The following is a 21,066-nucleotide window of genomic DNA, read 5'->3' as shown; positions in this document are numbered from 1 at the left end:
ATTCCTTATAAAATATCTAAAATATTATAGAAAAATTATTGCTTTTTCTGTTTTATTCGAACCGTCCACTCAAATTCGAATGTAGACACTGCTGCCCCATCTTCATTTAAACCAACAGATTTCATCCAGAAAATTTGTCCTTCTCCTGTTTTGATGGTTTCCTGAATTGCTTCAGATATTAAATGCCCATCATTACAAGTGAATTCTAACTTACCAGTGGCTTTTTTAGTAAAACTGGCTTTGTTTTGTGCCACTAACATAGAAATTTTTTGCCCGCTATCTTTTATTTGTGCTATAACCATAGCTCCGGTACTTAATTCGGCAGCCATAGCTTGCACTGCGAAATACATCGAATTAAATGGGTTTTGGTTGATCCATTTATGCCGAACTCTTACCGTACAGCCTTCTTGGTTAAGATCCTTTACCCTCACTCCACACAGCCATGCGCTTGGTAATTTCAGCATTAAAAATTTATTAAGTTTTCCGGGAGTCATTTTCATTTTAAGGTGTAATTTTTTATAAAAGTATCTAAAATATATTTAACCTCTAAATGTTAAACTTTTCTTAAAATTTATACCATACAGTACTTTGTTTTGCATAATACCATCTTAAAGATATATATTTGTATAAGAAAATCAATCAACTATGGAAACCACATCATCAAATCCAGACAAAACAGTAGCAGCTTTTATTCATCTCTCTACGTTTAGCAAATATTTTATTCCGCTAGGGAATTTTATCCTTCCCTTAATATTTTGGAATGCAAAACAAAAAGATCCATTTGTGGATCATCATGGAAAACAAGCTCTAAATTTTCAAATAAGTATGTTCCTGTATTTTATACTATTGGTATGTATAGCAATAGCAGGAGTTATTTTTTGGGGAGTCCACTTTAATTTAGACGATCCATTTATTATTTCTGACGACTTTATAAGCACAGGACATCCACGAAATTTAATTTCCCTGCTCGTGTTCGCTACAATTATGGGTCTATTATTTTTGGGGTTGTTTATACTGGATATTGTAGCCGTAATTCTTGCTACCATCAAAGCAAGTGAGGGACAATTATATAAATACCCTTTAACCATCAATTTTATTAAGCCAACTCAGGTTGGTGACCATCAATCAAAAAATGAACAGTTTAACAACATTCAAAACCAAACGCTATGAAGATTGAAAACACCAAAGCACAAATGCGTAAAGGAGTGCTGGAGTATTGCATTCTGTCGGTGTTGCGAGATAACGATGCCTACGTGGCAGAGATCTTGGACACCCTTAAGGACGCAAAATTATTAGTGGTGGAAGGAACAATTTATCCTTTGCTTACCCGGCTTAAAAATGCTGGATTACTAAGCTATCGCTGGGAGGAATCTACCAGTGGGCCACCAAGAAAATATTATGGCTTAACAGATACCGGCCAATTATTTTTAACAGAACTCACCCATACTTGGAACGAACTACAAACCGCTGTAAAAGTTGTAACCACTCAAAAAAACAAGAATCATGAATAAGACAGTAAATATTAACCTTGCCGGCATTTTCTTTCATATTGATGAAGATGCATACGCTAAACTACAGCATTATCTAGAAGCAATTAAACGCTCGCTTACGAACACGCAAGGCAAGGAAGAGATAATTGCGGATATTGAAGCTCGTATTGCTGAACTTTTTAATGAAAAAATAAAAGATAAAAAGCAGGTAATAGGAACTACCGAAGTAGAAGCAGTAATAGCTACAATGGGACAACCAGAAGATTATATGTTGGACGACGAGATCTTCGAGGACGAACCTAGTTATACTAAATCTTCTACTACTGGAAAACAACTATTTAGGGATACCGAAAACTCGTATGTTGGCGGAGTATCTTCAGGATTAGGTCACTATTTAGGAATACAAGCCCTTTGGGTACGTTTGTTATGGGTTATTTTAACCATCGCATCCAGTGGTGCATTTGTACTTATTTATATAGCACTATGGATTTTTGTTCCTGAAGCTAAAACCACGGCAGATAAACTTTCCATGCGTGGAGAAGAGGTTAATATCTCCAATATAGAACGCAAGATCAAGGAAGGTTTTGATGATGTTGCAGGAAAAGTTCGCAATGCCGATTTTGACAAATATGGCAGACAAGTGAAATCTGGAGCCAGTTCTGCTGCTACCGGGATTAGTTCTGCTATTCTTGCCATACTAAACGTCTTCGTAAAATTTATAGGTTTATTAATCCTATTAATTGCAGGATCTACCCTTATAGCTTTATTTATAGGCCTGTTTACTGTAGGAACATTTGGTATTGTAGAAGCACCTTGGACAGATTATATTGAAATGGCCGCCATAGGCGCACCAATTTGGGTGATCTCCCTCCTTACATTCTTTGCCGTTGGAATCCCATTTTTCTTCCTTTTTATCCTAGGATTGAAAATCATGGTAAGAAAACTAAAATCTATTGGTACGCTGGCAAAAATGGTATTACTGGGATTATGGTTGTTATCTGTAATTGGATTGGCATTCTTGGGAGTTAAACAAGCCACCTTAAGAGCATTCGATGGAGAAATTGTAATTACCGAAAAATTACCGATCACGCCACAGGACACCTTGTACTTATCAATGAGATCTAATCCAGAGTATTCTTCCAATACCCGAAGAAGGGGTTTAGAGATCAAGTATGATGACAATGACACTAAGATCATGTATATCACAGATATAAATGTGGTAGTAAAATCTACAAAAGATTCTATTGGTAGAATCGAAATCATTAAAACCGCAGATGGAAGCGACTATAAAGATGCTAAGGACAGAGCGAAAAATATTAGCTACAACACTAATTTAGATGGCAACAAGCTCTATTTGGACTCTTACCTAACCTCTAATTTAGATGAATACTATAGGGATCAAGAAGTTAAAGTAACTGTCTATGTACCTGAAGGAAGTGTGTTATTTGTAGATGATAATGTTGGGGACTATTATAGATATTCAGATTACGCCGGTGGAATTTTAAAGTACGACCAAGAAGAGCACTTTGTAAAAGTAATTGAGAATGGTACCATTTGCGAAACCTGCCCAATAGAAAGTATCGATTCCAGCGATGGCTCTTGGGACAATGATGATAACTGGGACGAATCAGATTCGTTTGATGACGATGAAATTAATGTTCGTATAAATTCTGATGGGGTACAGATCAATAACAAGAAAAAAGATAACTGGGAAGAATCCAGCAAATTTAGTGACGACGATAACGTGAAGGTTCGAATTAACTCGGATGGGGTTCAAATAAATAAAAACAATGACAAGAAAATTAAGATTGATGAAAACGGAATAGAAATTAAAAAGAACTAGTCATGATAGCATTAATTAAACTTATAATCATTTTGGTTTTATCCATTTTCCCCGGAGAACCAACCGAAGAAAAAATATCTGTAGACTCCAATCATCTGGAACAATTTCAATATCAAAAAATGGATATGTTAATTAGATGTAAAAAGTCTTGTGTACCGAGCTAAAAATAAGCCTCCAATAAATGGGGGCTTTTTCTATATTTGTTTGAATTTTAATCATTCATATATGCATAAATATATATTTATTGCTTTTCTATTAATCGGGTTAAATTCTCAGGCACAAAAAAGTGTAAAGGGAAGCCGAAATGTTACCACAGAGCAAACCGAAATCAATTCATTTACAGCTATAGAATTGGATGGGGAATTTAAAGTGGGGCTTTTAAATGGGAACCGCTTTATGGTGGAGGTTGAAGCCGATGATAATTTGCATGACCTAATCCAGATTGAAGTTGTGAACAATGTACTTTACATAAAACCATCAACGAAAATCTCAAACAGCAAATCCCAAAAATTAAAAATCACTTTTGCAGATACCTTGACCAAGATCACAGTAGATGGAAAAGTAGAATTTGAGGCCCTTGAGGAATTCTATTTGCATGATTTTGAATTTATAGCCAAAGGAAGATCAAAAAGTGAATTCTCGGCTACCACCAACACTTTCAAATTAAACAATTCGGGGAAAGCCAAAGTTGATGTTGAAATAACTTCTGAAGAAATTTCTCTTGAATTAAACGAATCCAGTGACTTGGAAGGGTCTTTAAAATCCACTTTATTAACTGTAAACGCACTAGATGATTCTTCAGCAAAATTAAAAGGGTCTATTGAAGAACTATACCTTAGCGCAGCAAAATCTTCTAAATTTGATGCTGAAAAACTAACATCTGAAACTGCGGAAGTGTTTGCTACAGGGAATTCTAAAAACAGTATAAATGTTTCCAAAACCTTAAAGCTTTCAGCAAAAGATAAAAGCGAAGTGGATCTTTATAACACGCCCAAAATAGATTTAGTGGAATTTTCACAAAAAGCCGTACTTTCTAAAAAAAATTAAATAACAGACAGACATTCTTGAAATTAGAGTATGTTTACAGCTATTAATCCCTAAATAACAATAAAATGAGAAATATTTTGAGAAATGGCTTGATCCTTACCATGCTATCTATAGCATTGGTTTCCTGCCGAGATGAAAATCGTGAAGCAAATGATATGGATGATGAAAGTGCAATTCGCGAAGAAATGAACCTGAATGCCGATGATAAAGTAGAAATAAGTGAAGACGGGGATAAGATAAAAATTGAAACCTCTGAAGGCGACGAAATTAAAATCAAGAAAGACGATGGAGAATACAAGAAAAAAGTTGACAGGGCAGACGGAACTGAATCGAAAATAAAAATTGATGATGGGGAAGTAAAAATAAAAAGGGATAATTAGCCATGACTTAAAAGCAATAAAGCCTCAACATTTGTTGAGGCTTTATTGTTTAATATAAATTGTAATTATATAGTAGCTCCTACCTTCTTTTCTTTGATCTCTTCAATAGAACTTAAGTAACGCTCTGCATCCAAGGCAGCCATACATCCAGTTCCTGCCGCAGTCACAGCTTGTCTATATTCTTTATCTTGAACATCCCCAGAAGCAAAAACACCAGGCATATTGGTCTTGGTGGATTTTCCCTTGGTAATTAGATATCCCATATCGTCCATCTCCAGTTGACCTTTAAAAATCTCGGTATTTGGCTTGTGTCCAATAGCGATAAATAACCCGGTAATTGCAATTTCTTCTTTCTCGCCAGTTTGGTTATTCAGCATTCTAAGTCCCTCAACTACTTGTTCCCCTAAAACTTCATCAACTTGAGTGTTGTATTTTAGGTCTATATTTTTGGTATTTGTAACTCTGTGTTGCATTGCCTTGGATGCTTTCATCTCATCTTTACGCACCAACATGGTCACTTTATTACAAATATTGGCAAGGTACGTCGCCTCTTCAGCAGCGGTATCCCCCCCACCAACTATGGCAACATCCTGATTTTTATAGAAAAATCCATCACAAACGGCACAGGCAGAAACTCCTCCCCCGCGTAAGCGTTGCTCACTGGGCAATCCCAAATATTTTGCGGTAGCCCCAGTAGAAATAATAACGGTCTCGGCTTCTACCCATGTAGCATTATCTATACAAGCTTTATGAATACCTCCTGGTTTTTCATTAAACTGAACCTCTGTAACCATTCCAAATCTTACTTGTGTACCAAAGCGCTCTGCCTGTTTTTGAAGATCTACCATCATGGCCGGACCATCTATGCCTTCTGGATATCCAGGGAAATTATCTACTTCTGTGGTTGTCGTTAATTGCCCCCCTGGTTCCATCCCAGTGTACATAATTGGTTTCATGTCTGCTCTAGCTGCATAAATAGCCGCTGTATAACCAGCAGGTCCCGAACCTATTATTAAACATTTTATTCTTTCTACTGTATTTGACATTTCAATATTTATTTTGTCCTGTAAAAGTAGGTAGTTTAGTTAAAAACTTACAGGATTTGTTATTAAGATTTACTATTTGTTTATAATTCAAATGAATTCCTCAAGCCTAAAATAGTAATTTAATCCCTGTACCTCATAAATAGTATTATAAAAAGTAACTTTGCCGCCAATTATGGATATATCCCTTTTTAGTACGTTCGATGTTTTAGGAACCATAGCTTTTGCTATTTCTGGTGCTTTAGCAGCTATGACCAGAAAGCTTGATTTATTCGGTATTTTTATAATTGCATTTGTTACTGCAATTGGTGGCGGGACAGTACGAGATATTTTAATTGGGAACAATCCTGTAATGTGGATGGAGAACAGTTTTTATATTTATTTAATAGGTGTGACCACTTTTCTTACCATAGTTTTCCGGTATAGGATAAACCACCTAAAAACTTCCCTATTTCTCTTTGATACAATAGGATTGGGAGTTTTTACGATTACCGGTGTAGAGGCAGGCATCAATAATGGTCTGGATCCTATAATTTCGATAGCCCTGGGTGCCATAACAGGTACATTTGGGGGTGTAATTCGCGATATCCTCTGTAATGAGATCCCAGTGATCTTTAGAAAGGAAATTTATGCCACCGCTTGTATCGTGGGAGCTTTAGGTTATGTGATATTGTATAATTTAAATGTAGATAACGATGTGATCTACGTAATCACTTCGCTTATCGTGATTAGTATACGGCTGGTTGTGGTGAAGTTTAAAATATCGCTTCCCTCCTTTACCATGGATCCTTCTGAAATTAAACCACCTAATATTTAATGCGGTAATTTCTTCTGAAGCAATCCATATAGAAATGTACCAAGAATAGCTCCTATTAGAACAACAATAATAGAGATATATCCAGCTCCAATAAGTGTATAAATTGGCCCAGGACAAGATCCAGCCAACGCCCAACCTAATCCGAAGATAGTTCCACCAGCAATATATCTAGTAAATCCTTTTTCCTTCGGAACAAATTTTATAGGCTCTCCAAAGAAGGAGTTTATATTGTTTTTATTGATCAATTGCACCCCTAGCACTCCCAGTACTAAAGCTGAACCTATAATTCCGTACATATGAAACGACTGAAACTGGAACATTTCATAGATCCTAAACCAGGAAGCGGCTTCAGATTTATACATTACAATTCCAAAAATGATTCCTATAAATAAATACCCAAGTGTCCTCATTCTAAAATATTAAGGGAAATAAAACATGGATCATAAATAATCCACCTATAAAAAATCCAATCACCGCAATTAATGAAGGTAACTGCAAGTTGCTTAACCCATAAATTGCATGTCCGGACGTACAACCACTTGCATATCTAGCTCCAAAACCAATAAGAAAACCTCCAATTAAAAGGATTCCTAAAGATTTTATATTGAATAGGGCATCTAAACTAAAGAGCTCATCTGGTAAATAAGCATTGCCTGCACTATTAAAGCCTAATTCTTGAAGTGTGGCTACTGTTGCTGGATTTATAGCTACAGTAGCATCATTGGACAAGAAGTGAGCTCCATCCAATATAACCTCCAATAACAGCTCCAACTACCACCGTTAAATTCCATCGCTCCGTTTTCCAATCGAAATTGAAATAATCGGATGCATTATCTGCACCACACAAAGTACATATAGTCCTAAGGCTAGAAGACATTCCAAACTGTTTCCCCACAAAGATCAGGAGAAACATGATCACTGCTATTAAAGGCCCAGCCACATACCAAGGCCAAGGCTCAAAGATCCATTCCATAGATTATAATTTCATTGAGCTGCAAAGAACTCATTTTTAAGATTTGGTTGCAGTAACATTTATTACTGTCTAAAAGAATAGAAAAAACTTAAAACCCAAGACGGCTCATTAATTTTGACCCACCCTCTACCAGTTCCATAGTTAATATTATAATGGGATATTTCCGTGTTTTCGATCTATCCTTAAAACCGACTTTTTCTCAAGCATACTGAATGCTTTCAGCAATTTCTTTCTAGTATCTCTTGGCATGATCACCTCATCTATAAACCCGCGTTTTGCAGCTTCAAAGGGGTTGGCAAATTTATCGGCATATTCTGCTTCCTTTTCAGAGAGTTTTAATTCAGGGTTTTCCGCTTCTTGGATCTCTTTTCTGAAGATGATCTCACTAGCTCCTTTTGCACCCATCACCGCAATTTCAGCTGTTGGCCATGCAAAGTTAAGATCGGCTCCAATGTGTTTGGAATTCATCACATCATAAGCTCCCCCATAGGCTTTTCTTGTGATCACTGTTACTCTGGGCACGGTAGCTTCACTTAATGCATATAAAAGCTTTGCGCCATGCAAGATGATCCCGTTCCATTCCTGATCTGTTCCCGGCAAGAACCCTGGAACATCCACCAAGACCAAAAGTGGGATATTAAAGCAATCACAAAATCTCGTAAACCTGGCTGCTTTTTTAGATGAGTCTACATCCAGGACACCTGCCAAGCTCATTGGTTGGTTGGCAACAATTCCAATGCTTCTTCCTCCCAATCGTGCAAAACCAACTATAATATTATCGGCATAATCTTTATGGATCTCAAAAAATGAATCCTCATCGATGATCCCTTTTATCACCTCATGCATATCATAAGGTTTATTGGCACTATCAGGAATCATATCGTCCAACGCCCCTCTTATTTCATCTGTTAATTCATAGGGAAGTTTATCAGTTGTTTCCTTATTGTTTTGAGGCAGATAACTCAATAAATTTTTAATATCCTCCAAACAAGCGATATCATTGTTGGAAGTTAAATGGGTAACCCCAGATTTAGTGGAATGTGTACTTGCACCACCCAGTTCTTCTGAAGTCACTTCTTCATTGGTTACGGTTTTTACAACATTGGGGCCGGTTACAAACATATAGCTGCTTCCTTCCACCATCACCGTAAAATCTGTCATTGCTGGAGAATAAACAGCACCCCCTGCACAAGGTCCCATAATTGCTGAAATTTGCGGAATCACTCCTGAAGCTTGGACATTTCTATAAAAAATATCGGCGTATCCACCTAGAGAACGAACTCCTTCTTGAATACGGGCACCTCCGGAATCATTCAACCCGATAATAGGCGCTCCAACTTTCATGGCATGATCCATCACTTTACAGATTTTTTCGGCATGGGTTTCAGATAACGCTCCCCCAAAAACAGTAAAATCCTGAGCGAATACATAGACCAATCTGCCATTTACAGTTCCATAACCAGTAACCACTCCATCTCCATAGAATTGTTGTTTCTCCATCCCAAAATCTGTGGTTCGGTGGGTGACCAAAATTCCTATTTCTTCGAAAGAACCCTCATCGAGAAAATAATCCACGCGTTCCCGAGCGGTCAGTTTTTTCTTTTCGTGTTGTTTGGCAATGCGTTTTTCGCCTCCCCCTAAATGGGCCTCAGCAATTTTATTGTTTAGGATCTCTATATTCTGGCTCATGATTTTATTATGATTTTATTTTTTATTTTCAACTAGTTATAACCAAGTTTTTCATCATGTTGTCCCCAACATTCGGGACTGGGTGACGAGATAATCATTAAGCCTGCTTGCTGGGTTAAAAACAGACATAAATTTCAATTTAAACAGACAGAGATCAGTAGATAACTTTATACTATTTTTATTCTTTGTTTTTCCGGTTTTCCAACAATTAAAAATATCATTTTGTCTGTTCGAGCGCAGTCGAGAACTTTTTAGTGGAAAAGGAGGTTTCGACTCCGCTCAACCTGACATCCCTATTACTAAATTATAATTTTAATATGAACATGCATACTGACCTCTATAAAGTAGAAATTAATTGTGCGGTAACCTTGTTATTTGTTGATCTTTTAAATATTGCTTTAGGGCTATCAAACCTGCAAGCTTTGCTTCTTCTTCGGTTCTATCTGCCAGTTTTGCTGCCGAATAGTAGTTTTTCACGAAATGTGTATCGAAATTCCCACTTCTAAAAGCCTCATGTTCAAAAACGAATTTCCCAAAAGGAAGTGTTGTTTGCACTCCTTGTACTTCATATTGGTCTATAGCCGAAATCATTAACTGAATAGCTTCTTCCCTAGTCTTCCCATAGGTAATGAGCTTTGCAAGCATAGGATCGTAATAAATTGGAACTTCCATGCCCTCCTCGAAACCATCATCAATTCGAATCCCTTCTCCTTTTGGAGTACGATATCGTTCCAATGTTCCCACACTCGGCATAAAATCTGCCATAGGGTCTTCTGCATAGACCCGTAATTCTAGGGCATGTCCATTTATTTTTAGATCTTCCTGGCCAAAAGCTAACTTTTCGCCCCTTGCAACTTTTATCTGTTGTTCTACCAGATCTATTCCTGTAATAAATTCGGTTACAGGATGCTCTACTTGGAGCCTGGTGTTCATTTCCAAAAAATAGAAATTCCTGTTTTCATCCATTAAAAATTCCACGGTACCAGCACCCACATAATCACAAGCCTGAGCAACTTTAATTGCTGCTTCTCCCATTTCCTTTCTAAGCTTCTCATCTAAAACTACCGATGGTGCTTCCTCTACTACTTTTTGGTGTCTCCTTTGTATGCTGCATTCACGCTCAAAAAGATGCACATAATTGCCATGAGTGTCTGCCAATACTTGAATTTCTATATGTCTTGGAGAACCCACATATTTCTCTATAAAAACCGAGCCATCCCCGAAAGCAGATTCTGCCTCGCTGATCGCCCTTTTCATTTGGTCTGCAAGCTCAGATTCTTTTTCCACAACTCGCATTCCTTTTCCCCCACCTCCGGCAGAAGCTTTTATTAAGATTGGGAACCCAATTTCCCTGGCGATACCTTTTGCCTTCTCTACATCTGTAATCGCTTCATCTATTCCTGGAACCATAGGGATATCGTAAGCTTTTACTGCATCTTTTGCTGCGAGCTTACTTCCCATAACCCTTATTGCCTTTGAGCCGGGGCCAATAAAAGTAATTCCGTTCTTTTCTGCTTCCTCAGCGAAATCGGCATTCTCACTTAAAAAACCATAACCAGGATGAATGGCATCTACTTGATGTTCTTTTGCTACTTTAATAATATTGCTGCCCATTAAATAGGATTGGTTAGAAGGTGCTTCTCCAATACATACCGCCTCATCGGCATATTTTACGTGGGGGGCATTCCTATCTGCAACAGAAAAAACAGCAAGGGTTTTAATTCCCATTTTTCTAGCTGTTTTCATCACCCTTAAGGCAATCTCTCCCCTATTGGCTACTAATATTTTTTTCATTTATCTAAATTGTATATGAACTGATCTTTCAATCAATTAAAATTTTGATTTGCCCCCTTTCCGAAGAAATTATTCCATTTCTATGAGCAACTGATTTTTATCTACTGTCTCTCCTTTGGTTACTGTAATAGATTTTACCACCCCGTCTCTTGGCGCTGTCAAGGTGTTTTCCATTTTCATGGCCTCCAGAACCACCAAATAATCTCCTTCACTTACTGAAGCACCTTGTTCTACCAAAACATCCAAAATGAGTCCCGGCATTGGCGCCTTGATATCATTCACCTGTTTGGTAGCGCTAATGGCCAATCCCATATCCTCTATCAAGAGATCCAACTCATTGGAGATCTCGACTTGATAGGTATTGGAATTGATCTTTATGGAATATGTTTTTTTTAGGAAATTTGAATATAAGATCTCGGAATTAAATGATTTCCCATCTTGAAGTACATGGTATTTGGATTCTGAAATTTTCTGGGTATCCAAAGAAAGAACTTCCTCATTGCTAAATCGATGCTCATAAGAATCGTTCACCTTAACTTTATATTTTTTGTCCATTATGCGGTATTTATCGACCTAATGTCATTGAAAGTTGTAAATATAGAAAAATGCGCAGGGAACTTATGGTTTTTTTAAACGAAAAAACCTCTCAAATATAAATACTTGAAAGATTTTTATGGTTTCTAATTGGGGGTGGAAAACGTTTAAAAACAGAATAATTCCATCTTTTCAACATTAGCTAAAATCCTCAATGGCATCACTAAGATCAAAGACTTTAACGTTTTTAAGTTCATTCTCCAATATGCTGCTTCCTGCTGCCGAACGATACCCTCCAGCACAGTGGACCACGATAGGTTTTGTAGTAGGTATTTTGGAAGCGGCCTCACGCAGTTCATTTAGTGGAATGGCAATGGCACCTTCAAAGATCTTTCCTTCCGCTACTTCGGCATTATTCCTAATATCGACGATGGTATAGTTATCCTGATTTTGTTTGAAGTCATCTAAATAGAGTTTATCCGACTTCCCAGAAACATCTTCAGATAAAGTAATAACTCTTTTCAGCTGTTTTTCATATCCAATTTTGGCAATTCGTTCTAAAATTTCTTCAACCTGTGAGATACTTTCAACTACCAAATAAAAAGCTTCTTTGGGCTCGATAATAGCACCTAACCAAGTTTCAAATTTCTGAGTTGGGGTAGTTGCCATGATATTAATAGAATTTGCTAAATGTCCATTCTTATATGCTTCTCCACTTCGAGTATCTACAACTGTAACTCCAACTTCTATTTTGGATACTAACAGTTCTAGCTTCACTCCAGCTTTAGCGACTTGTACATTTTGTGCTCCGGCTTTGTTAAGATCTACATCAAATCCAAAGTATGAAGGTATAAATGGTTGATCTTTCAAGATCTCTTCCACGAATTTCTCTTCAGTTTGATTTTTAAACGCCCAGTTTCCTAAACGTTCATTTCCTAAAGTGCTAAAAGAATCGGTGCTCATGTTCTTACCACAAAGTGAACCAGCACCATGCGCAGGATAAACCAAGGTAACATCAGGTAGATGGTTGTATTTATTTTGCATGGTGTGGTACATGTCTTTAGCCAACTCTACTCGTTTAGCGGTCATATTTCCAACACTTTCACGTAGATCTGGTCTTCCCACATCTCCAATAAACAAGGTGTCTCCTGTAAAAACAGCTGTTTTGCCTTCTGCCTCGGCAACTATACTAATGCTATCTGGAGAATGTCCTGGAGTATTGATAGCGCTGAATTTTATATTTTCCATTTGCAGGGTATCTCCATCATCAAAAGTTTCATGTTTATAATCGGCTCCCAATAATTTACTCACATAAATCTTAGCTCCCGTTTGCTCCTTTATTTGTAAATGGCTACTTACAAAATCTGCATGCGGATGCGTTTCAAAAACTGCAACAATTTTGGCATTTTCCTCTTCGGCATATTCATAATACTGCATAGGGTTCCTACTTGGGTCTACAAGTGCCATTTTACCTTCACTAACAATTGCGTAGGAATAATGTGCCAATGGAGCATCATTAAATTGTTTTATTTTCATTTTACTGCGTTTTTATGATTCGTAACTATTTATTTTGATGTTTAAAAGGAAATAACAACTGGTTCCCAAAATCTTCAGGAAAATCTTCATCTCCCTTAAATCCTATTTCTATGTTTTTTCCGCTCTTCGGAATATAGGCAGAGCCAAAAATATAATCCCAAACACTTAATGTTAGCCCGAAGTTCATTCCGTAGGGATGTTCTTTTGGCAATTCTTTTGAATGATGCCAAATATGCATTTTAGGATTATTGAAAACATAACCGAAGATGCCATAGCTCCATCCCACGTTCGCGTGGTTTAAATGACCTACAAATACAGCGAACATGTGCACTACAAAGAATTCCTGGATCCCAAAGCCAATCATTGCCAAAGGTACATATTGCACTGTTTTATACACAATGGTTTCCATAAAATGAAACCTGAATTGCGCGGCAAAACCCATTTCCTTTACACTGTGGTGCACTTTATGAAATTCCCATAGCCAAGGCCTTCTATGTAATTGCCTGTGCACATTCCATTGAATGAAATCTGCAATAACAAACATAATAAGCAATTGTAGCCCAACAGATAAATTTTGAATATTAACAGCTACCAAATTTTCTATGCCAAACAAGCCCAAGAAATCATTAAAGAGTTCTACAGCAACATTGGAAAGAGCATTATATCCTATGAGGGAAAAGAGGAAAAAATTAAATAGGATGTAAAATGAATCTAGCCAAAAACCTTTTCGAAAGGCGGATTGATGCTTCCTCCATGGAATTAAAACCTCCAAGGCCCAGACCAACAATGAAAGCCCAATTAACCAATAGAAATAGTTGGTCCAAGATGGATTGGTTATTTCCTGAACGAGGTAATTAAAATATCCAGAAAACGAATCTTGAATGATTTTTAAGTATTTATCCAACTTTTTTAATGTTTACCGTGCAAAAATAAACATTTGAGTGGGTTGTTCCGGTAACAATTGTTACAGATCTTAAAATGAAGTAAGTGTTTATTATTTATCATTAGTGTCCGATTAAAGATTAAAAGAAGTGTCGGGGCTGCTAGAGACAAGAAGAAAGACTTGATTGTAACTAACTGATGACCAATATGAAATTTATTTGATTGTTTTTTAAAACGAGTATAGCCAAAATAGTATCTAAAGCATGCTCTTAAATAAAAAAGCAGCTCCTAATCATTACCCATATGGGATCTCTCAGATTCTCGAAATTTTTATCGGACAACAAAAATAGTTTTTTATAGAAACCAATTAATTATTCTACCCATAGAAAACAGCGACTTCATCTAGTGTTTTCCTGTGAATTTCTGGAACATAGGCAGGTTCTTTTGCGTATCCAACTGGTAACAACAAAAATGGCCTTTCATTTTCTGGCCTTGCCAGCACTTTGGTCAAAAAATTCATGGGGCTTGGCGTATGGGTCAAAGTTACCAATCCGGCATTATGAATGGCAGCGATCAACATCCCACAAGCGATCCCAACCGATTCGTTTACGTAATAATTATTGTGCTTCTTACCATCTTCAATTTCGTATACCCTTTTAAAAACCGCAATCAGCCACGGAGCTTCCTCCAAAAATGGCTTTTCCATCGTTGTCCCAAGAGGAGCGAGATCTTGGAGCCAGTTTTCGCTCATTCTTCCAGAATAATTTTCTTGCTCTTCCACCTCGGCAGCTTCCCTGATCTTGAATTTTATTTCCGGATTGGAGATGGCGCAAAACGTCCATGGTTGTTTATGTGCTCCAGAAGGAGCCGTAGATGCCGACTTAATTATATTTTCAATAATTTGTCTTGGCACCACTCTTTCTGAAAAATCCCGAACAGAACGCCTTTTATCCAGAAACCCAAAATACTCCTGGCTGCTTTTTATCATTTCTCTTTCGGAAAGAGATTGAGTTTCGTACAACGTATGCTTGAAACCGTTGATGAGCTTGCTTTGTTCTTTATTCATGTTTAGATATGAGGTTTTAGGTTTCAAAATTACCTGTTCTTCCATAATCATCGGCATATTTGAGTCCGGTTATATTTAATGCTTGTACATGCAGTTATAAATTTCAAAAAAATATATGGCTTCTTTTATTATTAGGATTATTAAGGATCAGGACTTCATTTTATCAGGTATTTTGGACATCGCCCTTTCTGCTATTGCTGTTATGGAAAGGGATGGATTAACACCAGGGTTTGCAGAGATCATAGATCCATCTATAATATACATGTTCGGGTATCCATAGACTAAATTATCCTTGTTAATAACCCCTTCTTCAGCATTTATCCCCATAACCGCGCCTCCTAAAATGTGGGCCGTGGTTGGAATTCCTCCTAAAGCCTCTAAAGCAAAAGAGGTTGCTTTCCCATTCACTTTTTCACTGAATTTCTCAGTCAGAAATTTAGACTCCGGAATGTAGGAACTTGTTGTGCCCGTACCAATAGTTGTGCTCATTCCAAAAAGTCGGTTTCTTTTAAATTTAAGGGTACTGTCCAAGGTTTGCATAAAAAGTAAAACGCTGGTGCTTTTAGACCAGCTATTTAAAAAATAAATTTTAAAGTAGCTCAATGGAGCACTGATAAATTTACTAAGGATTCTTAAGATTCTTATACCTGGATTGCCCCTGCTTACATAAGGGAGATGCAGTAATTTCCAAAATCCCGAACCTTTGGAATATCTAACCACCTCCAAATGGCTATTTGCGTCTGTATACAATAAGCTTCCAATTGCCACTCCCTTGGACATATCTTTGGTATTGTCTAAAGTAGAGACACTAATTAGGGTTTCATTATTTGTTCTAATATCGTCTCCTAATTTATTGGATAAAGCAGGTAGCGATTTTAATTTCAATTTTAAAAGCAATTTTATGGTACCTAAAACGCCTCCTGAAAAAATCACAGCCTTTGCGGTGTATTTCTTTTTAGGAGCTATAAATTTGGTGCTTGATTTTACATGAACTGCATATCCCGAAATTAATTTAGAATCATTATTTAAAGGGATCACATCATAAACTTTATTCTCAGCTAAAATAGTTGCTCCCAATTTCTGGGCTAAATACAAATAATTTTTATCCAATGTGTTTTTAGCGTTATGTCTACAACCCGTCATGCAGGCGCCACAAAAGATACATCCAGTTCTGTCGGGGCCCTTACCTTTAAAATAGGGGTCGGTTGTGGTTTTACCTTTTTCTCCAAAATAAACTGCTACTTTGGGTCTTTCGAAAACTTGTTCTTTTCCAAGGTCTTTTGAAATTGACTCCAAAGCAAGATCGGCATCAAAAAGTTTGGGGTTTTTGGTTGCACCCAGCATTTGTAATGCTATTTGGTAAAAGGGCTTTAATGTTTCTTCCCACTTTTCCAGGGCCTTCCAGCTCCCTGTATTAAAAAAAGCAGATTTTGGTATGGGCAATGTATTGGCATAAACCAGCGAACCACCTCCAACGCCGGTCCCTGAGATCACCGCAATGTGTTTAAAAATACTAAGTTTCATGATGCCAAAAAAACAAAAATGTGGCATCCATAACCATTTTCGAAGATTCCAATTGGTTTTTGCAAAATCTTTCGAATTATACCATTTTCCTTTCTCTATCACCAAAACTTTATAACCCTTCTCAGAAAGTCTCAAGGCGCTCACAGAACCGCCAAAACCGCTTCCTATTATAATATAATCGTAATTATATAGCATGAAATAGTATCTATTTTAAAAATAGAAAGATATAGAAATGTTCCCCACGAAAATAAAAGTGATTTACTTTATCTTCTGAAAGTAGCAAAATATAAAGCTCTGCGAAGTTTTAAAAGGCGTACTATGATCTACATTTTGGCATTCCACCGTAAGAAAATTAGCTGAAAGGAATTGGGACAGCTCTCTCTGGGAATATTGTTTTATTTCTATCCCACTGCATTTGGTGGGGCCATTCTCAGAAAATGTTCCAATAATTACCTTGCCATCTGCAGCAATGGAATTTTCGAGAATTTGCTTATACTTATCTATCTCCCTTACTGAAGTTAAAAAATGTAGGGCTGCCCTGTCATGCCATATATCGTACTTTTCTTCTGGCTCAAAAGAAGTAATGTCTGATAGGATCCAGGTTACCTCATCGGATTTCTGGCCTAATCTGGTTTTAGCCCTTTCTATGGCCGTAGCAGAAATATCTAAAACAGTGATATTTGTATATCCTTGAGAAAGTAGGTTGTCTACCAAAAAACTATCGCCCCCACCAATATCTATGATCGAAGCTTTTGTGGAGACAGCAGCAGCCTTTATAAAATCCAATGAAGTTACTGGTACCGGTTGATACCAACTTACTTCTTCTAACTTTTTGGTTTTATAAACAGTTTCCCAGTGCTTTTTTTTTGACTCCACTTCATCCATAAACAGTCTATTTATTTCTGCGTTGCTTCCCAGCCCGAGTATCCACCTTTTAAGTCATAAATCTTCGTAAACCCTAATTCAGCTAACTTTTTTGAAGCTTTGCCGCTTCTATTTCCACTTTGGCAATATATATAGATTGGCTCCTCTTTATTGTACCCATCAAAAGAAGTGATAAACTGGGGATCAAAAAAATCGATATTTACCGAGTTCTTAATGTTGCCCTGCTTAAATTCTCTTGGAGTTCTTACATCTACTAGAACAACCTTTTTATCATTTATTTGTTCTTTGAATTCAGTAATATCGAGCACCTTGATATTGCTGTTTGTTTGTGCTTTAACCCCAAAGATGGATGCAAAAAATCCCATAATTATCAATACTTTTAATTTAGACATATCTTTTTTATTTAATTGATTCTTTTTATTTACTCAATTCTTTCCAGAATATATATATTCCCATTACCAGAACAAACCAGCCAAAAGATTTTTTTAATTTCTTACCGTTTATAAATTTACTTAAATAAATTCCTGCAAAGATACCTATTATAGACAATCCTGTAAAGATCAGTAGAAATATCCAATCTATTTCCATATTTTGAATATCTCCAATAAAACCAATAAGGGATTTAATTGCAATGATCAAAAGCGAAGTAGCTACCGCTTTTTTCATAGGTAACTTTGCGAACAAAACCAAAGCTGGGATTATAAGGAAGCCCCCGCCTGCTCCCACAATACCTGTTAACAGTCCAACACCAACTCCTTCAATAATTATAAGGGGATAATTGTAAGTAACCTTACCCTCTATATTATTGTCACCACTTTTATCAAGAATCATGGATATGGCAGAGACAACCATGATAATTGCAAAAAAAAGCATGATACCAATATTCTTGGTTACTTCAAAGCCGGCAATACTGAACAAGGTATCTGGAATCGCCGGAACAACAAACATTCTGGTTGCATAAACAGCTATAAACGCAGGCACTGCAAATACAAATGCCGTCCTAAAATCCACCTGCTTATTTTTAATGTTCTTTATAGCACCAATTAAGGAGGTGGCACCTACCACGAACAAGGAGTAAGCAGTTGCAGTTACAGGATTAATAGCAAGCAAATATACAAGAATAGGCACCGTAAGTATAGATCCCCCACCACCAATTAAACCAAGTACCAATCCTATTATTAATGCCCCAATATATCCAAGGATTTCTATAACATCCATTTTTTTAGTTTAAACTGAGGCAAAAGTATTCTTCTCATAATATGTGTACAGTAACATTGGTTACATTATAACCTAGGTCTATAAATCTATGATTTGAATGCTGTTTCGTTGCAAGCTGATCTTCCCTTTCAACTCCAGTTTTTTCAATAACCTGGAAATAACTACTCGGGAAGTATGCAAATCGTACGCAATTTGCTGATGGGTAATTTGTACAGTTTCATTTTGATTGATCTTTGCTTTGTCCCTCAAATACTTCAGCAAACGCTCATCCATATTTAAAAATGCGATGGTATCTATAGTGTCCAGCATTTCTAAAAGCCTTGAATGATAGCTTTCAAAAACAAAGTTTCTCCAAGTCTTGTATTTCGAAGTCCATTCCTCCATTTTTGCAACAGGAATCATAATAAGTCTAGTTTCCATTTCTGCAACTGCCCGTATTTCACTGGTGGTATGCCCAAGACAGCAAGAAAGTGTCATGGCACAAGTATCCCCCCTCTCTAAAAAGTACAAAAGGAGCTCATCTCCATCTTTATCTTCCCTTAAAATTTTAATTGCTCCATCTATAAGTAAAGGCATTGAAGAAACATTATCTCCTATTTCTATAATCCGTTCGTTTTCTTTAAAGGATTTTAAGGTTCCTACTTCCTCTATCTCCTGTATCAATTCTTTTTCAAAAACAAATGAATAAGCATCTTTAATTTCCTTTGTCATATACTACAATTCTGAAAGATTAAAATTAAGATTAAATTTGAGAAATCAATACTATTGGGATTTATATTGGTCATTAATTTAGGAATTCTATAATTCTCGAGTAAAAAAAGAGGCTGTCTAAAAAGTTAAATAGCATCAAGCTGTTTGATACCTATTGGCTCAGTTTGGCGAAAAGAGGACTTTTTAGGCAGCCTCCCTATGTATTGGGAATAAGAAGATCTCATTTTTAAAGACCATCGGCCTTCGGGCAACCTGCCCAGCTGAGGAGGTGGGTTTTAAACCCTCAATGAGGGATTAAATCTTTCTTTTGCCGCTTTTTCCAAGGATTCACGATGGTCTGGATGTGCAATGGATATTAAGCCTTTGGCACGTTGTTCCAAGCTCTTGCCAAATAAATTTACCACGCCATACTCTGTAACCACGTAATGAACATGTGCTCTTGTAGTTGTAACGCTTGCACCTTGCTTAAGAAAAGGGGTTATTTTTGAAATTCCTTTGGCCGTTATTGAAGGCATCGCTATAATTGGTTTTCCATTTTTGGAAAGGGAAGCTCCTCGAATAAAGTCCATTTGCCCACCTACCCCGGAATATTGATAGGCGCCAATAGAATCGGCACACACCTGCCCTGTTAGATCTATTTCTATAGCACTGTTTATAGCTGTAACTTTGGGGTTTTGCCTAATAATCGCTGTATCATTTGTATAGCCCGCTTCCTTAAAATGAACTATGGGATTATCGTCTATAAAATCATATAGTTTTTGAGTGCCCATTGCAAAACAAGTAACAATCTTTCCTGTTTTAATTTCCTTATCTTCCCCGGTAATAATACCTTGTTCTACTAAAGGCAAGATCCCATCGCTAAACAATTCGGTATGGATACCCAATCTTTTATGGTTGGTAAGATTGTTAAGTACAGCATTTGGTATATTGCCTATTCCCATTTGTAAAGTTGCACCATCCTCTACCAATTCTGCAACATGCTTACCAATAGTTGTTTCTATTGGAGATGGCTTTTCTAAAAAAGATGCATGGATGGGAACATCCACTTCCACGGCCAAATTAATTTGGTTGATATGAATGATCCCATCCCCATGTGTTCTTGGGACTTGAGGGTTCATAAGGGCTACCACGGTTTTAGCCGTTTGTATTGCTGGCAAAGTAATATCTACTGAAACTCCCAAAGAACAATACCCGTGCTTATCTGGTGGGGAAACTTGTATAAATGCCACATCCAGGGGAAGGATATTCCTTCTAAAAAGCCAATGTATTTCACTTAAAAAAACAGGGATATAATCCCCCGTGTTCGTATCTACCCCTGCCCTTACATTAGGGCCTACAAAACAACTGTACAGTCTAAATGACTTGCAATAGGGATGCTGGGTATATTTTGCTTCTCCATGGGTATGTATCTGAATGATTTCCACATTATTCAATTCCTGATATCTTTCACTTAGCATATCTATCAATAAATTTGGAGTCATCGCAGCTCCCTGAAAAAATATCCGATCATTAGACTTTACTATGGATACCGCTTCTTTTGCGGTTACAATTTTTAATTTGTTCATTTTTAATTTATTTTCAGCAAAGATTGATGTCCAGCCATAATAATTATATGATTCTCATCATGTTTTAAT

21 protein-coding genes and 1 pseudogene are annotated in these 21,066 nt (G+C 36.9%); 6 read left to right on the top strand and 16 right to left on the bottom strand.

Annotated features, from left to right (window positions below; genetic code table 11):
- Positions 1–35 precede the first annotated feature (35 nt).
- On the bottom strand, positions 36–500 hold the full coding sequence (locus tag JM83_RS12810) for a DUF4442 domain-containing protein (protein WP_144962538.1): 465 nt from the start codon (positions 498–500) through the stop codon (positions 36–38).
- Between the two features lie 145 nt (positions 501–645).
- Between JM83_RS12810 and JM83_RS12805 the strand changes: the two genes are divergently transcribed.
- The 5 genes from JM83_RS12805 (at position 646) to JM83_RS12785 (ending at position 4,760) form a co-directional block, all read left to right on the top strand.
- Positions 646–1,170 carry a DUF4870 domain-containing protein gene (locus tag JM83_RS12805; protein WP_144962537.1) on the top strand — a complete coding sequence of 175 codons (525 nt, stop codon included), beginning with the start codon at positions 646–648 and terminating at the stop codon, positions 1,168–1,170.
- The gene (locus JM83_RS12800) at positions 1,167–1,511 is read left to right on the top strand and encodes a PadR family transcriptional regulator (RefSeq protein ID WP_144962536.1); all 345 of its coding nucleotides are present in this window, start codon (positions 1,167–1,169) and stop codon (positions 1,509–1,511) included. The genes JM83_RS12805 and JM83_RS12800 overlap by 4 nt, the downstream gene beginning before the upstream one ends.
- Complete coding sequence (locus JM83_RS12795; protein ID WP_144962535.1) at positions 1,504–3,333, top strand: PspC domain-containing protein; 1,830 nt, start codon at positions 1,504–1,506, stop codon at positions 3,331–3,333. The genes JM83_RS12800 and JM83_RS12795 overlap by 8 nt, the downstream gene beginning before the upstream one ends.
- 225 nt (positions 3,334–3,558) lie before the next feature.
- Complete coding sequence (locus JM83_RS12790; protein ID WP_144962534.1) at positions 3,559–4,380, top strand: GIN domain-containing protein; 822 nt, start codon at positions 3,559–3,561, stop codon at positions 4,378–4,380.
- A 65-nt stretch (positions 4,381–4,445) separates the two neighbouring features.
- A complete protein-coding gene (locus tag JM83_RS12785; RefSeq protein WP_144962533.1) occupies positions 4,446–4,760 on the top strand; it encodes a hypothetical protein in 315 nt (104 codons plus the stop codon).
- Positions 4,761–4,825: 65 nt separating this feature from the next.
- Here JM83_RS12785 and trxB read toward each other — a convergent pair whose 3' ends face one another.
- Positions 4,826–5,806 (bottom strand): thioredoxin-disulfide reductase, encoded by a 981-nt coding sequence (gene trxB, locus JM83_RS12780; protein ID WP_144962532.1) that lies wholly within the window; start codon positions 5,804–5,806, stop codon positions 4,826–4,828.
- A 172-nt stretch (positions 5,807–5,978) separates the two neighbouring features.
- Here trxB and JM83_RS12775 point away from each other — a divergent pair, with 172 nt between their 5' ends.
- The gene (locus JM83_RS12775; RefSeq protein ID WP_144962531.1) at positions 5,979–6,620 is read left to right on the top strand and encodes a trimeric intracellular cation channel family protein; all 642 of its coding nucleotides are present in this window, start codon (positions 5,979–5,981) and stop codon (positions 6,618–6,620) included.
- Here JM83_RS12775 and JM83_RS12770 read toward each other — a convergent pair.
- The 14 genes and pseudogenes from JM83_RS12770 to JM83_RS12705 all read right to left on the bottom strand — a co-directional run bounded on the left by JM83_RS12770 (position 6,617) and on the right by JM83_RS12705 (position 20,997).
- A complete protein-coding gene (locus JM83_RS12770; RefSeq protein ID WP_144962530.1) occupies positions 6,617–7,030 on the bottom strand; it encodes a YeeE/YedE family protein in 414 nt (137 codons plus the stop codon). The two genes, JM83_RS12775 and JM83_RS12770, sit on opposite strands and share 4 nt — an antisense overlap.
- A 1-nt stretch (position 7,031) precedes the next feature.
- Positions 7,032–7,593: pseudogene (locus tag JM83_RS12765) on the bottom strand (YeeE/YedE family protein).
- A 147-nt stretch (positions 7,594–7,740) separates the two neighbouring features.
- Complete coding sequence (locus JM83_RS12760; RefSeq protein ID WP_144962529.1) at positions 7,741–9,282, bottom strand: acyl-CoA carboxylase subunit beta; 1,542 nt, start codon at positions 9,280–9,282, stop codon at positions 7,741–7,743.
- 351 nt (positions 9,283–9,633) lie between these two features.
- Positions 9,634–11,076: an acetyl-CoA carboxylase biotin carboxylase subunit gene (gene accC / locus JM83_RS12755; protein ID WP_144962528.1), complete on the bottom strand. Its 1,443-nt coding sequence runs from the start codon at positions 11,074–11,076 to the stop codon at positions 9,634–9,636.
- A 69-nt stretch (positions 11,077–11,145) separates the two neighbouring features.
- Positions 11,146–11,631 carry an acetyl-CoA carboxylase biotin carboxyl carrier protein subunit gene (locus JM83_RS12750; protein WP_144962527.1) on the bottom strand — a complete coding sequence of 162 codons (486 nt, stop codon included), beginning with the start codon at positions 11,629–11,631 and terminating at the stop codon, positions 11,146–11,148.
- A 177-nt stretch (positions 11,632–11,808) separates the two neighbouring features.
- Complete coding sequence (locus JM83_RS12745) at positions 11,809–13,146, bottom strand: MBL fold metallo-hydrolase (RefSeq protein WP_144962526.1); 1,338 nt, start codon at positions 13,144–13,146, stop codon at positions 11,809–11,811.
- Positions 13,147–13,171: 25 nt separating this feature from the next.
- Complete coding sequence (locus tag JM83_RS12740) at positions 13,172–14,050, bottom strand: sterol desaturase family protein (RefSeq protein WP_144962525.1); 879 nt, start codon at positions 14,048–14,050, stop codon at positions 13,172–13,174.
- Positions 14,051–14,404: 354 nt separating this feature from the next.
- Positions 14,405–15,094: a nitroreductase family protein gene (locus JM83_RS12735; protein WP_144962524.1), complete on the bottom strand. Its 690-nt coding sequence runs from the start codon at positions 15,092–15,094 to the stop codon at positions 14,405–14,407.
- 147 nt (positions 15,095–15,241) lie between these two features.
- Positions 15,242–16,813, bottom strand: coding sequence for a GMC oxidoreductase (locus JM83_RS12730; RefSeq protein ID WP_144962523.1), 1,572 nt, complete (start codon positions 16,811–16,813; stop codon positions 15,242–15,244).
- A gap of 63 nt (positions 16,814–16,876) precedes the next feature.
- Positions 16,877–17,503 (bottom strand): class I SAM-dependent methyltransferase, encoded by a 627-nt coding sequence (locus tag JM83_RS12725; RefSeq protein WP_144962522.1) that lies wholly within the window; start codon positions 17,501–17,503, stop codon positions 16,877–16,879.
- Positions 17,504–17,514: 11 nt separating this feature from the next.
- Entirely contained in the window at positions 17,515–17,895 is a 381-nt protein-coding gene (locus JM83_RS12720) for a rhodanese-like domain-containing protein (protein WP_261376461.1), read from the bottom strand.
- 25 nt (positions 17,896–17,920) lie between these two features.
- A complete protein-coding gene (locus JM83_RS12715) occupies positions 17,921–18,721 on the bottom strand; it encodes a sulfite exporter TauE/SafE family protein (RefSeq protein ID WP_144962521.1) in 801 nt (266 codons plus the stop codon).
- A 78-nt stretch (positions 18,722–18,799) separates the two neighbouring features.
- Positions 18,800–19,432, bottom strand: a complete 633-nt coding sequence (locus JM83_RS12710) for a Crp/Fnr family transcriptional regulator (protein WP_144962520.1) — start codon at positions 19,430–19,432, stop codon at positions 18,800–18,802.
- 275 nt (positions 19,433–19,707) lie between these two features.
- Positions 19,708–20,997 (bottom strand): acetyl-CoA hydrolase/transferase family protein, encoded by a 1,290-nt coding sequence (locus JM83_RS12705; RefSeq protein ID WP_144962519.1) that lies wholly within the window; start codon positions 20,995–20,997, stop codon positions 19,708–19,710.
- Positions 20,998–21,066: the final 69 nt, after the last annotated feature.

The organism is Gillisia sp. Hel_I_86 (assembly GCF_007827275.1).
Taxonomy (GTDB): Bacteria; Bacteroidota; Bacteroidia; order Flavobacteriales; family Flavobacteriaceae; genus Gillisia.
The sequence above is the reverse complement of the archived record's forward strand: the minus strand, read 5'-3'. Positions and strand labels throughout refer to the sequence as shown.

Coding starts and splice junctions, on each gene's coding strand:
- JM83_RS12810 (WP_144962538.1), bottom strand. CDS start 500: ATGAAAATGACTCCCGGAAAACTTAATAAATTTTTAATGCTGAAATTA.
- JM83_RS12805 (WP_144962537.1), top strand. CDS start 646: ATGGAAACCACATCATCAAATCCAGACAAAACAGTAGCAGCTTTTATT.
- JM83_RS12800 (WP_144962536.1), top strand. CDS start 1,167: ATGAAGATTGAAAACACCAAAGCACAAATGCGTAAAGGAGTGCTGGAG.
- JM83_RS12795 (WP_144962535.1), top strand. CDS start 1,504: ATGAATAAGACAGTAAATATTAACCTTGCCGGCATTTTCTTTCATATT.
- JM83_RS12790 (WP_144962534.1), top strand. CDS start 3,559: ATGCATAAATATATATTTATTGCTTTTCTATTAATCGGGTTAAATTCT.
- JM83_RS12785 (WP_144962533.1), top strand. CDS start 4,446: ATGAGAAATATTTTGAGAAATGGCTTGATCCTTACCATGCTATCTATA.
- trxB (WP_144962532.1), bottom strand. CDS start 5,806: ATGTCAAATACAGTAGAAAGAATAAAATGTTTAATAATAGGTTCGGGA.
- JM83_RS12775 (WP_144962531.1), top strand. CDS start 5,979: ATGGATATATCCCTTTTTAGTACGTTCGATGTTTTAGGAACCATAGCT.
- JM83_RS12770 (WP_144962530.1), bottom strand. CDS start 7,030: ATGAGGACACTTGGGTATTTATTTATAGGAATCATTTTTGGAATTGTA.
- JM83_RS12760 (WP_144962529.1), bottom strand. CDS start 9,282: ATGAGCCAGAATATAGAGATCCTAAACAATAAAATTGCTGAGGCCCAT.
- accC (WP_144962528.1), bottom strand. CDS start 11,076: ATGAAAAAAATATTAGTAGCCAATAGGGGAGAGATTGCCTTAAGGGTG.
- JM83_RS12750 (WP_144962527.1), bottom strand. CDS start 11,631: ATGGACAAAAAATATAAAGTTAAGGTGAACGATTCTTATGAGCATCGA.
- JM83_RS12745 (WP_144962526.1), bottom strand. CDS start 13,146: ATGAAAATAAAACAATTTAATGATGCTCCATTGGCACATTATTCCTAC.
- JM83_RS12735 (WP_144962524.1), bottom strand. CDS start 15,094: ATGAATAAAGAACAAAGCAAGCTCATCAACGGTTTCAAGCATACGTTG.
- JM83_RS12730 (WP_144962523.1), bottom strand. CDS start 16,813: ATGCTATATAATTACGATTATATTATAATAGGAAGCGGTTTTGGCGGT.
- JM83_RS12725 (WP_144962522.1), bottom strand. CDS start 17,503: ATGGATGAAGTGGAGTCAAAAAAAAAGCACTGGGAAACTGTTTATAAA.
- JM83_RS12720 (WP_261376461.1), bottom strand. CDS start 17,895: ATGTCTAAATTAAAAGTATTGATAATTATGGGATTTTTTGCATCCATC.
- JM83_RS12715 (WP_144962521.1), bottom strand. CDS start 18,721: ATGGATGTTATAGAAATCCTTGGATATATTGGGGCATTAATAATAGGA.
- JM83_RS12710 (WP_144962520.1), bottom strand. CDS start 19,432: ATGACAAAGGAAATTAAAGATGCTTATTCATTTGTTTTTGAAAAAGAA.
- JM83_RS12705 (WP_144962519.1), bottom strand. CDS start 20,997: ATGAACAAATTAAAAATTGTAACCGCAAAAGAAGCGGTATCCATAGTA.